The sequence below is a fragment of the Deltaproteobacteria bacterium genome (assembly GCA_019309545.1).
Lineage (GTDB): Bacteria > Desulfobacterota > Desulfobaccia > Desulfobaccales > Desulfobaccaceae > Desulfobacca_B.
In genome coordinates, this window is sequence record JAFDGA010000040.1 from 1 (window position 1) to 11,362 (window position 11,362).

The 11,362-nt window shown below is 53.7% G+C and carries 12 protein-coding genes; 3 read left to right on the forward strand and 9 right to left on the reverse strand.

What is annotated here, in order from left to right; genetic code table 11:
- From JRG72_10390 to lptG, 4 genes are all read right to left on the reverse strand, one after another.
- Nucleotides 1-131 (reverse strand): tryptophan synthase subunit beta (locus JRG72_10390; protein ID MBW2135612.1); only part of this gene is annotated, 131 nt, incomplete at its 3' end.
- A 68-nt stretch (nt 132-199) separates the two neighbouring features.
- Nucleotides 200-829: a phosphoribosylanthranilate isomerase gene (locus tag JRG72_10395; GenBank protein ID MBW2135613.1), complete on the reverse strand. Its 630-nt coding sequence runs from the start codon at nt 827-829 to the stop codon at nt 200-202.
- Nucleotides 830-837: 8 nt separating this feature from the next.
- Nucleotides 838-1,617: an indole-3-glycerol phosphate synthase TrpC gene (gene trpC, locus JRG72_10400; GenBank protein MBW2135614.1), complete on the reverse strand. Its 780-nt coding sequence runs from the start codon at nt 1,615-1,617 to the stop codon at nt 838-840.
- A 76-nt stretch (nt 1,618-1,693) separates the two neighbouring features.
- The gene (gene lptG / locus JRG72_10405; protein ID MBW2135615.1) at nt 1,694-2,863 is read right to left on the reverse strand and encodes an LPS export ABC transporter permease LptG; all 1,170 of its coding nucleotides are present in this window, start codon (nt 2,861-2,863) and stop codon (nt 1,694-1,696) included.
- A 52-nt stretch (nt 2,864-2,915) separates the two neighbouring features.
- On the opposite strand from lptG, the gene JRG72_10410 reads away from it, so the two are divergent.
- Complete coding sequence (locus JRG72_10410; GenBank protein MBW2135616.1) at nt 2,916-3,785, forward strand: deoxyribonuclease IV; 870 nt, start codon at nt 2,916-2,918, stop codon at nt 3,783-3,785.
- Nucleotides 3,786-3,976: 191 nt separating this feature from the next.
- Complete coding sequence (locus JRG72_10415; GenBank protein ID MBW2135617.1) at nt 3,977-4,141, forward strand: zinc ribbon domain-containing protein; 165 nt, start codon at nt 3,977-3,979, stop codon at nt 4,139-4,141.
- 6 nt (nt 4,142-4,147) lie between these two features.
- Here JRG72_10415 and JRG72_10420 read toward each other — a convergent pair whose 3' ends face one another.
- The 5 genes from JRG72_10420 to JRG72_10440 all read right to left on the reverse strand — a co-directional run bounded on the left by JRG72_10420 (nt 4,148) and on the right by JRG72_10440 (nt 8,853).
- Nucleotides 4,148-6,559, reverse strand: coding sequence for a ComEC/Rec2 family competence protein (locus JRG72_10420; protein MBW2135618.1), 2,412 nt, complete (start codon nt 6,557-6,559; stop codon nt 4,148-4,150).
- Entirely contained in the window at nt 6,556-6,912 is a 357-nt protein-coding gene (locus JRG72_10425) for a MerR family transcriptional regulator (protein MBW2135619.1), read from the reverse strand. The genes JRG72_10420 and JRG72_10425 overlap by 4 nt, the downstream gene beginning before the upstream one ends.
- A gap of 84 nt (nt 6,913-6,996) precedes the next feature.
- Nucleotides 6,997-8,040 (reverse strand): molecular chaperone DnaJ, encoded by a 1,044-nt coding sequence (gene dnaJ / locus JRG72_10430; protein MBW2135620.1) that lies wholly within the window; start codon nt 8,038-8,040, stop codon nt 6,997-6,999.
- Nucleotides 8,004-8,561 carry a hypothetical protein gene (locus JRG72_10435; GenBank protein MBW2135621.1) on the reverse strand — a complete coding sequence of 186 codons (558 nt, stop codon included), beginning with the start codon at nt 8,559-8,561 and terminating at the stop codon, nt 8,004-8,006. The genes dnaJ and JRG72_10435 overlap by 37 nt, the downstream gene beginning before the upstream one ends.
- 25 nt (nt 8,562-8,586) lie before the next feature.
- A complete protein-coding gene (locus JRG72_10440; GenBank protein MBW2135622.1) occupies nt 8,587-8,853 on the reverse strand; it encodes a hypothetical protein in 267 nt (88 codons plus the stop codon).
- Between the two features lie 774 nt (nt 8,854-9,627).
- On the opposite strand from JRG72_10440, the gene JRG72_10445 reads away from it, so the two are divergent.
- Nucleotides 9,628-11,362: exo-alpha-sialidase (locus tag JRG72_10445; protein MBW2135623.1), on the forward strand; the 1,735-nt coding region annotated here is incomplete at its 3' end.

Consider the following 11,362-nt stretch of genomic DNA (forward strand, 5'->3'; position numbering starts at 1 on the left):
TCCTTCTTAAAGGCCGGATCGCGGCGGATGCGGCGATAGGCCTGCTCCAGCTCCAGTAAGGCCGGCATCAGGGTTTCGGGCACGAAGCGCCCGCCGTAAGGGCCGAAATGACCCCGTCGATCAGGTGACAAGGTAAAACCTCCATGGATAAGTTTCGGGGTTCGAGTTTTTAGTTTTGAGAAAAATCAAATCAACCTTCTCAAGCTTTTATAAATTTATTATTCAAGGCTTTAAAGAAGGCCTTAAGTTTCTCCGGATCTTTTCGTCCGGGGGTAGCCTCCACACCGCTGGCCACATCCACAGCCTGGGGTTGGACGGCCCGGACCGCGGCCGCAACATTCTCCGGATTCAGCCCCCCGGCCAGGATCACCGGCCCCCAGGCTTTGGCCCGCCGGGCCAGGGGCCAATCAAATGTCTGGCCAGTCCCGCCCTTTTGCCCGGATTTATAGGTATCCAGCAGAAAGGCCCGCACCCGGCCCTGATAGGCAGCCATTAGTTCTAAAGAGGTCTCATCCTTAACCGGAATCACCTTGATGATGTTGCGGCCCAGGGCCTGACAGTAGTCGGGTGGCTCCTCACCGTGTAATTGCAGCCAATCCAGGCCGATCTGAGCCGCCAACTCCCGCACCGCCGCCAGCTCTTCATCCACGAAGACCCCGACACTGAGGACCAGTGGTGGGAGTTGGGAGATGATCTGCCGGGCGGTGTCCGGGGCCACGTAGCGCGGGCTTTTTGGATAAAAAATAAAGCCCAGGGCTTGCGCGCCCAGCTCGCATGCCAGTTGCGCGTCCGCCAGATTGGTAAGTCCGCAAATTTTTACCCGAACCATGCTTATATTTATTTCTCCATGAATTCTTTAAGCTTGGCCCCGGGATCGCTAGCAGTGACCAGGGCTTCGCCGATTAAAAAGGCCCGTATGCCCACTGCTTCTAGCCGCTTGAAATCATTCCGGCTTTTAAGACCGGAGGCCGCCACCACGGTTATCTCTGGTGGAATAAGCGGCGCCAACTCCAGGGCCCGTTCCATGTTAACCTCAAAGGTGCGCAGATTGCGGTGATTGATGCCGATCAGCCGGGCCCCGGCCTCCAGGGCCTGGTCCAGTTCCGCCTTGGTATGGACTTCCACCAGGGCCTCCAGCCCCAGGCTTCGGGTCAGGAGCAGCAAGGCCCGCAAGATGCCCAGCGGCAGCAGGGCGACGATCAATAACAGGGCATCGGCTCCTAGTGCGGCGCTTTCATAGACCTGGATCGGCTCCAGGATAAAATCCTTGCGCAGGATGGGCAGGTTAACTTCCAGCCGCAACTCCGCCAACATTTCTGGGCTGCCCTGAAAAAAGGCTCTTTCGGTCAACACCGAGAGGGCCGCCGCGCCGTGAGCCTGATAGGTATGGGCTAGGGCCACCGGATCGATAGCGGCCGCCAGAACTCCTTTAGAGGGCGAGGCCTTCTTGATCTCAGCGATGATAGCCGGAACCGGTGATTGATCGAGCGCACTTTTAAGACTCATCGGCGCCGAACGGTGGGCGATCAGGTGCCGGAAATCTTCTAAGCGCCCGGCGGCGAACAGCTCCTCCGTCTCTGCTAGTTTGCGGGCGGCAATGCGTTGTAAAAAATTCATTGAATTATATCAAAACTTAAAGCTAATCAATCCCTACACGCGGTTATCCAAACTCTAGCGCCTAGATCTCTCGCCTTTACCTCCCCGGCCAAAGCGAGATTTTATAACTTGAAAAAGACTTCGGTAAAGTTAATAAACCGTTCTTTATCAGCCAGACCAGTCCTAGGACGGTAAATAAAACGTTAGGCAGCCACACCGCCCAAAACACCGGTAAACGCCCGGCCTCACCCAGGGATAGGCAAAACCCGATAAACAGCCAATAAACAAAAACTACGGCGATCCCTGTGGCAATTACCGCCGGGATGTAGGTCTTTTCTCGGAACAGGGCCAAACCACCGCCGATCAGGGTGACAATCAGGGGGGTCAGGGATAGTGCCATACGTCTCTGCAAATCGAGGCGGTATTCAGTGGGATCATAGCCATCGTGTTCCAAACGATCGATATAGCGGTAAAGCTCGGTGAAATCCATTTCGCTAATTTTTTTTTCGATTACGGCAAAATCATCTGGCTGCTCAGTCAGAGGAATGATCCGTTTCTGAAAACTTTCGCTTATCACGGAGCCGGCCGGAGTAAAGATTTGACTGATTCCCTGATAAAAATGCCAGCGGTCCCCGTCCCATTGGGCCCGTTTGGCGGCAATCAACTGCACTAAGCGAAATTGTTGGTCAAAAAGATAGATCTTGACTCCTTCCAACGTCTGTGTATCCTTACGGAACATCAGGATGTTAAATATAGCCCGATCCCCTTTATACCAGAAGCGCTCCATATTGATCAGACTGCGGGGCGGTTTTTTTTCTACCTGGGTCTCCCAAATGGTTGTCATTTGCTGCTGGGTCCAGGGGATGAAGTAGAAATTAAGGAAAAACAGTATCAGACTGAGCCCCCCGGCTAGCATGACGAGCGGCCGGATCAGACAGAAGATATTGATGCCGCAGGTCCGGATAGCGATGGTTTCGTTGTGACGGGCCAGCAGTCCCAAAGTAATCATCACTGCCAGGAGCACCGCGGCAGGCAACACCTGGCCGACGGCTTCGGGCACCCGGGCGCTAAAATAGCTCAGGATGGCAATCAGGTCCAATTGAGCCTGGACTAAACGGCCGATCTTCTCTGAGAAGGCCCCGATCAGATAAACGCTCACCAGGGTTACCAGGGTCAGCAAGAAGAGCTTGATAAATTCCCGGGCCACATACTGTTCCAGAATCAGCCACCGGAAAAGACGGGATCGGGTAGAGGCCGTTTTTTCCATAAAATATTAATATATTAAAATAGAAGGTGCTTGTAAAGCTCTTTCCCATTTAATGGAAATGCGCTTCGGATTCCACCTCTCCATTGCCGGCGGATTGAGCCAGGCACTGCGCCGGGCCCAGGCCCTGGGTTGCCAGAGTCTACAGATCTTCGTGCAGAATCCCCGGACCTGGCGCTGGCGCCCAGTGCCCGACTTAGAGATCGAGAAGTTTATTGCCCTCCGGCGTCAGATTGGCCTAGCGCCGCTGGTAGTACATCTTTCTTATCTGCCCAATCTGGGGGCCTCAGAAGCTGCCCTCTATCAGCGCTCCCGGGACCGCCTACAGCGGGAGTTGGAACTGGCCGCCCAACTGAAGGCCGATTTCCTGGTCTGTCATCCCGGGCATGCCCTGGTGCCAGACGGTAGCTTAGACCGGGTAGCAGCTGCCTTAGCTGCAGCCGTGAGCCGGATTCCGCCTCCGCCGCTCATCTTGATAGAAAACACCGCCGGGCAAGGGCGGGAACTGGGTTGGCAAATCTGGCAGCTCAATAAGATCATCGAATTTAGTCAGGTGCCGGTGGGATTGTGCCTGGATACAGCCCATGCCTTTGCCGCGGGCTACGATCTCCGGCAGATGGCCGGAATAAACCGGCTTGCAGACGAAATCGCCCAGGGTACGGGGCTAACGGCCTTAAAAGTGGTGCATCTGAATGACTCCCGGGCGCGGTTGGGATCCTACTGCGATCGCCATTGGCACCTGGGCCAGGGGGAAATCGGTCTGGCCGGACTGCGACAGTTTCTTAACCATGCCGCGTTTACCCCTCAGGCAATCATCCTTGAAACTCCCACAAAACACGCCGACGACGATCCCCGTAATCTGGCTGTGGCCCGCTCCCTACTGCGGCCTCCAACCCTGATTAGCCCTTTAGGTTACCCTTCCTGATCAAAATTGGAGCAGTGGCAGGCAATCTTACGGCCTATAACTATCGGCCTTCAATAGCCTGAAAAAATTAAACCAGGACCTCGAATGATTTGCCTCTGAGTTTTGCTTGTCAGGCAAAAAGGAAAGATTTATAATATAATTAAAAAAGAGCGAATTTTTAATCATCCCTTTTAGCAGGAGGACATGGAAGGATGCCGACCTATGAGTTCAAATGTGAAAAATGTGGCGCTGAATTTACCCTGATTATGAGTATGAGCGAAAGAGAATCTACCAAGGTAAAGTGTCCCCAATGTGAATCTGAAGATGTTAAACAACAATTGAGCCATTTCATGGCTAAAACCTCGCGCAAGAGCTAAACATGGTTACGGGCGCCATTGCCGCATGGTTAAGCCTGAATCCGATACCACCGCAGTCACTGCCCCCTGGTCAGTATAGTACCATTTGATAGTTCCTAACCCGTCTTGTTTACCCGGCTCTTTCTCTCCAGAACCGCCGGAAACCACCACCACTTGGGGGTGTAGATAAGGAAGCAGGGTCCCCCAAAACTTAGAGTCGGTCAGCCGCCGGGGGGCCCATACCACTTCGCTGGCCAAGGCCGTTCCGAAATCTGCCAATCGCCCCAGCCATTCCCGGCGAGCCGGGGGGATAAAAAGCAGCCTCTGATTTTTATATCCCAACTGTAAGACGACAGGACCATGGGAGCGCCCGCCAGGCCACCGTGATTCTTGGAAGAGCCTGATTTCAATTCCCTGAATCTCTGCCGGGGGCGGCTTGATAGCCAGATTAAGGACCGGCAACCGTTGATCGCCGAGCATATTTCTGAGCTCCCAAAAAGCCGGGTCTGGAACCCGCCCACCTTCGTACCAGAACTGGCCCAGGGTAAAATTTTGCGCTACCGTCAGCAAAGTGCCGGCGTTTTGCCTGGTAGTGGCCAGGGCCACCAGATAGTCCACCTGCGAGACCTGACAGTAGTGCAGAAAAGAGGTCAGCAGCGATCGTGAGCCTCGGGCAAAATCCCCGCAGGTTGGCACTCCTCCACTGATCACCATCCGGGTGCCGCCCGGCAAAGTCGCTAACGCGGCCATCTCCCCCCGGGTATCGAGGCTGGTGATCTCCAGATTCGATTTAATCCGCAAGCTTAGAGCCTGATAACCGATGGATCCCATTAGGAGCAAGGCACTCAGTCCCACGCTGGCCCAGCTCCAAAAATTCCGTCGCCGCGGGAACAGGCCGAATACTAACAGATAAAAGGCCCCAATCTGCAAGGGAGTCGGCGTCGGTACGGTCAGAGACGACAGGGGTAAGCGAGCGCCTTGGAAAATGACCCATATGCCTGCTTTCAATAGCAGATTTCCCAGGCTGATTAATGGTTGAGCCAATCCCGATGACCAGGGTAAAAGGACCAGAGCCGCTAATCCCAGAGGCACGGTCAGGGTACTGAATAGCGGGATCGCCACCAGATTGACCAGCACCCCATAAGTAGGAACCAGATTGAAGCTGGCGGCCACCAGGGGTAGCGTCGCCAGGGTAGCCGCCCCCGAAGCGGCCAGGGCATCGCCTATCCAAAACGCCAAACGCCGCCTGAGGCCACGGGGCAGTTCGCCTTCGTACCACCAGGCCTTCAAAGACGGCGCCCATTTCGGAGTTAAATAAATCAACCCCAGAACCGAAATAAAGGAGAGTTGAAAAGATACGGTAAATAAGGTCAGGGGTGAAAGGGTCAGGATGACCAGCGCGGCCAGGGCCAGGGCACTATAGAGATCCCGGTGGCGGTCGAGCAGGACCAATAATAGATAGACCAGGATCATGATCTCAGCCCGCTGGGTGGCCGGGGAACCACCGGCTATCAGACCGTATCCCCAAACCGGAATAATGGCGGCTAGGGCCGCGATTTTAATGGCATTGACTCGCAACAAGAGCCAGACTGAACGCCGCAGCAGCCAGAAAAACAGCCCGAAAGCGACCGCCGCTACCATCCCCAGATGCAGGCCGGAGATGGCTATCAGATGACTGGTGCCGGTGCGGCTGAATGCCTGGCGCATCTCCGGGGTAATCTCACCCTGATCTCCCAGCAGCAGGGCCTTAAAGAGAGCACGGCTGGGCTGAGGTTGCTGCTCCAGAAAATCCGTCGCCCGAGCCCGGAATCGAATTATCCATTGGCTGGGCCACCATGGTTCCCGACTCGGAGCCAGGCGGACCAGGTGCTGGCTTTCTTTTAGGGTAGCGGCGGTGAATATCTGTTGCCGGGCCAAAAACCGGCGACGATCAAAGCTTCCGGGGTTAAGGAAATTTTCCACCGGGCGCAGTCTGACCAGAATCGCCACCCGCTCTCCCACCCGCAGCGCTTTTGGCATTAAGGGAGCATAAACCTGAACTCTACCAGTAGTCGCTTGCCACCCTTGCGGACCGAGCCAGGAATCGGCTTCGAGTTCGAATCGCCACCCGGAGGCAAGCGCTTTCGGAGGTTGATCTATCCTGCCGATCAGGGAGATAGCTGAATCAGCCGGAAGGTGACAGACATGGTTAGCCGGTAAGGGCGGGTTCAGGGCGAGCTGATAGGAGGCCAGGCCAATCAGCCAAAAAAGCACTAACGACAGCCCCCGGCAAGAACGACCATAAAACCAGGCCAGGCCTAGTCCTAAAAGAATAAACAGGGACGCCCCTGCCGCCCACCGGTAAGAGAAGTCTATCCCCCAGGCGGGGCTGGCGATGCCCCCGATCAGGGCCAGAGTCAGAGGCACCAGGGGCCGGGCTATCGGCCCAGCCAGGTTCATGTCTCTTCTTTAACAATAATTCGGGGTGGCTCCAGGGGCGGGGCCGGCGGCGATGGTCTCCGGGTCGAAGTACCTGGGCCACTCAGCTCCGCCACCGTCTTCTGCAATTCCATCAGGCGGTCCCGCATATTCAGAATCACCTCGATGCCGGCCAGATTGACGCCCAATTCCTGGCGCAGCTGCAGGATAACCCGCAAGCGCTCAATCTGCCGGAGGGCGTAATAACGGTTTTTCCCGCTTCGGACCGAGGTAATCAATCCTTCCCGTTCATAGAGGCGGATCGCCTGGGGATGGACTCCGAGGGTTTGGGCTACCGCCTGGATTGAATAATAACGTTTCTGGAGCTGTGGCATCGCCGACCTCTGTGAGCCTTTAATCAAACATTAACCCAGTCTATAAATTCCATCCGGCATTTTCCTTCTGTCCTGAAAAGGCTTTCAAGACTCCGCCGGTACCATTTCTCTTAAATCTTGAAATAGTTCTTTAGCCTTGGGGTCCAGGTGGCGAGGAATGCGAACGCTCACCTCTACATACTGATCCCCCGGTGGCCCGCTCTTGCTGGCTACCCCTTTGCCTTTGAGGCGAAAGCGCTGGCCATTTTGGGTGCCCGGCGGAATCTTGAGCGCCACCGACCCATCCAGGGTAGGCACATTAATCTTCCCCCCCAGCACGGCGTCAAATAAGGAAATCGTCCTCTTCAGATAAATATCCTTGCCCTGACGGGTGAATTGCGGATGCGGACGGACGGAGATGATCAGGTAGAGGTCACCGGGCGGCCCGCCGTTCAACCCAGGATTGCCTTTGCCGGCCAAGAGCAAGCGGGTGCCCTGGTCTACGCCGGGGGGAATCTGGACCTCGATAGTCTCGACGCCTGGAACCGTCCCCTGTCCCCCGCACCACCGACAGATCTGGCGGTCGACCCGGCCGGTTCCCTGGCAGCGAGGACAAGTGATTAGTAACCGGACATTATCTACCTGTTTTTCAATGGCCCCCTGCCCTTTACAGGAGGGGCAGGACTTACCCAAACTCTCATATCCGGACCCCTGACAGGCGGAGCAGACCTGTTCTTTTTCCAGGCTCAGGGTTCGGGTGCCACCCCGCACCGCCTCCAGGAAATCAATTTCTAGGCCAAAGGTAAGGTCCTGGCCCCGCATCGGTCCGGCATATGCCGGACCCTCGGCAAACAAATCGCGGAACAGATCGCTAAAATCGCGATAGGCAAAGGCCTCTTCAAATCCCCGGGCGGCCTCTGGGGTGGCATAATAGGCCTGACCCATCTGATCATATTCAGCCCGTCTCTGGGGGTCAGAAAGGATATTATAAGCCGCGGTGATCTCTTTGAACCGCGCCTCGGCCTCAGGATCGTTGGGGTTAACATCTGGATGATGTTTCCGGGCCAGTTTGCGGTAGGCTTTTTTGATCTCGGCTTCGCTGGCGGTCTTTTTCACCCCCAGGATTTCGTAAGCATCCCGTTCGAGCACGGAATTTCCCCTGGTTCCAGACTTATTCGTGGAGCTGCGCCGTAAATTCGGCCATCAAACTGTAACTTAGAGCAAATCCCCGGCGCTGTCAAGGGTTGCTCGGTAAAGCCGGTCACGGCTTCCAGCTGGCGGTCCTCAGACATCTTTAAAGCCGCGACCTTCTCAGACAGCAAGGGATAACCGGCGGCTTCCATGTCCCGGAGGTCGGCCATGGAATGGCCCAGAACCAGCCCCAGGATTGCCAACCAGACCGAATAAAGATGAGCTTCCACCAGTTCCTGGTTTGCAATGTCGGTGCGGGATGGAGAGACGGCCCGGCTGATAACTTCCTGACAAAAAGCCTTAATAATAGGATGAGCGCGGCCCAGATACTCTGCTTTCTCATCCTTCAGCCGGTCGAAGGTCACCCACAGCGGGAACTGGTAATTCCTCAGGGTCTGGAGGATTCTGGCCAGATCGCCGGGGGACCAGGCCCGTCGCTCTTCGTCACTGATCTCGCCGGTTACCCCAATTACCCGCAAAGCTGGAAACTCAGCTCTTAAAAGCTCAAGCAGCTAAGTTTCCAAGTACTTGGCCGTAGGGATAAAGCGACAAAAGACAATGGGGCGATAGCCCTTCAAGAACCTGGCGCCGATAAACCCGATCCATCTCTTCCTGGGTCTCGCAAAGAATTTCCTCTCCAAAACCCTTGTGTCTGGCATGTTCACTTAAGACCGCGACAGCCACTTCCGGGCTGGAAAGCACACATCGGAGCAAAGCAATGGCGGCCCAGTGGCGGGAACGCTGCTGCTGGCCCCGAAGTTTCTGGCCCAACTTTACGGTCTCCCGCCAATAGAGCAACACTTCATTAAATAGACCCGGGATGGATCAGATAAAGTATACCTCACTTCGCTGGGCTCACTCAGGAAACGGAGTTTCTGTACCCCGCCATTGTTTTAAGTCCCGGCAGCGACGTTGCGCCACATGGGGGAGCAGCACTTTGCGGTCCGGTTTCCGCGAGGGGCCGGATTCGTCAAGGTCAAAATTAGGGTTTATTAGACCAAAGCAGTAACCGGAAACTCTCTTCGATGCCAATGTAAGGGGTGGCGGTGAACAGCAGCAGATGGCGGTTGGGGTCGGATGCCAGGTCTCTCAGAAACGCGTAACGCTGGTGCTGCAACTATCTCCAGCGATGAGGACTGAGGACTGAGTGCTGAGTGGCTTGGCTCTGTCCTCCCTCCTCGGCCTCAGTCCTCAATCCGCCCACTTTTCAAAGTTAATTAAAAGAAGGTTAACTATTTTAAACATAACTTTCATAAATATAAACAATAGAAGTGGTCACACAGACCGTGACATTTATTGTTACATATATAATTTTTTGATCCAGGAGCTAATGTGGGAGGTAAGCCAGTCTCCTGGGTTCAACTCAAATAATTCAGAAATGGATAAAGCACCGAACTGAGGGCTGCGCCTATTTTCTGCGGACAGCAGGTCTCATATTTGCTGAATGGCATCATAATTGCAAAATTTAATAACCAAGAAGGAGTTAACAAATGACTGCGGTTAACTAAAAACATCTTAAGGGAGTTAGAAATGCAAGATAAAGGCATGACAAGATGGAAAATTGGTTGGGTAATATTGTTGTTTCTCGCCTGTCTGGTCCTGATGTCGGGAATCGCCGAAGCCCGGAATCCCTATCTTTCCAAATGGAACAAGAATTTAACGGGATGGCAGCCACAGGGAGAAACCTGGATTGATACCTCTCCGGAAATCGCGGTCAACGGTACTACAGTGCACGCTTTGTGGTTTTCCCGGAAAAGTGACAATGCCGAAACCCGGGTCTGTTATCGGCGCTCTGTTGATGGCGGTCAAACTTTTTCACCAAAAATTATCCTGTATAGGGTAAAACCGGGTAATTACCTATATTATTATAAACCCAGTTTTAAACATTTAGCAGTAGATGGCAATAGCGTCCACATCGCCTTCAGCCGTTATTTCCCGGCCAGCGGTAGTCGTAGCTGGTATTTCAACCTCTTGTATTTCCGCTCTACGGACAATGGGGCCACCTTTGAGCCGGTACGTGAAGTTTTTCAGGGTACCGATGGCTGGTATCTCAATGACAATAAGATCGCAGCCCACAGTGGCAAAGTGACCCTGGGCTTTTCTTATTACGCCTGTGACCATAGCAAAAACTGCGTCCGATTACTTAACTCTGATGACGGCGGCGCTACTTTTAAAAAAAAGGTGGTGACTAATATTGACCAGTTTGAGCGCAGCTTGCAGGATTTAACCAGAGTTGGCGATCGAGTCTATTTTCTCCATTACCGGATTACCGAACCCTATAATAATGGTGACTTCCAGGCCATTTTGGGCTGTGCCAGTTCCACAGATGGCGGGAAGACCTTTAAGAAAAAACAGATGACCACTAAGGCTGTTAACGGTAAATTCCTTTCTTATGTTCTGCATGACAAGCATTATTCCCCCAATATTGCCGTAGCCGGAAGCAATGTCTATGTCGTCTGGACCCAAAACAACACGGCTTATGATAGCGATGATATCGCCCTTTACTGTCGACGTTCCAACGACCAGGGGCTGACCTGGTCGGCCGCCAAGAGACTGGCAATTAGTCCGATAGCTGGGGGAAAGTTAAATATTGGCCAGGAAACCGTGGCCGCAAAAGGCAATTATGTTTATGTAGTTTTTTCCCTTGATAATAAAAGGATCTTCCTGAAACGGTCTAGTAATAACGGAAAAAATTTTCATGCCCTAAAGGAATTAACCGCGCCGCCTGGTACGATCTGTTCCGATCATGGTTGGTGGCCCCTGGTGCAGACCGATCCCAGTGATGAGTCAGGAAAAAAAGTCCATGTATTATGGAAAGGGGCTACTTATCGTTATTCTGCTAACGGCGGCATCACCTTTACTAAACCATGTTGGCTTTATCCCGCTTGGACCGGCAATGTGATCAAAGGCTTGCAGATGGCTATCGGCAAAGGGAAGACGGTTCATTATGTCATGCAAGCCAAATTCAACACCCCCAAATACGGCTGGGGCGACGAGGATATTTTCTACCGCGTTTACAATCCGATCCCGCCTGCCCCGGGTGCCAACCATGCGCTAAAATTATGGTCCAATAGTAATACTTCGAGATATGATAATATGACTGTGCCACACACTTGGTATATAAACCCCAAAACTAAACTGACGGCGGAGCTCTGGGTAAGACCCATATCTGGCGGGGTTACTACCGGGACCACTAGTAAAATCCGACCGATTTTTACCAAGAGAGATAAATTATGGCCTTTTGCTTATGCCCTGAGTACCTGGAATTATCAGGGGGTGC

Excerpts from the sequence above, each read along its gene's own strand:
- JRG72_10395 (MBW2135613.1), bottom strand. The coding sequence starts at position 829 with ATGGTTCGGGTAAAAATTTGCGGACTTACCAATCTGGCGGACGCGCAA.
- trpC (MBW2135614.1), bottom strand. The coding sequence starts at position 1,617 with ATGAATTTTTTACAACGCATTGCCGCCCGCAAACTAGCAGAGACGGAG.
- lptG (MBW2135615.1), bottom strand. The coding sequence starts at position 2,863 with ATGGAAAAAACGGCCTCTACCCGATCCCGTCTTTTCCGGTGGCTGATT.
- JRG72_10410 (MBW2135616.1), top strand. The coding sequence starts at position 2,916 with ATGGAAATGCGCTTCGGATTCCACCTCTCCATTGCCGGCGGATTGAGC.
- JRG72_10415 (MBW2135617.1), top strand. The coding sequence starts at position 3,977 with ATGCCGACCTATGAGTTCAAATGTGAAAAATGTGGCGCTGAATTTACC.
- JRG72_10420 (MBW2135618.1), bottom strand. The coding sequence starts at position 6,559 with ATGAACCTGGCTGGGCCGATAGCCCGGCCCCTGGTGCCTCTGACTCTG.
- JRG72_10425 (MBW2135619.1), bottom strand. The coding sequence starts at position 6,912 with ATGCCACAGCTCCAGAAACGTTATTATTCAATCCAGGCGGTAGCCCAA.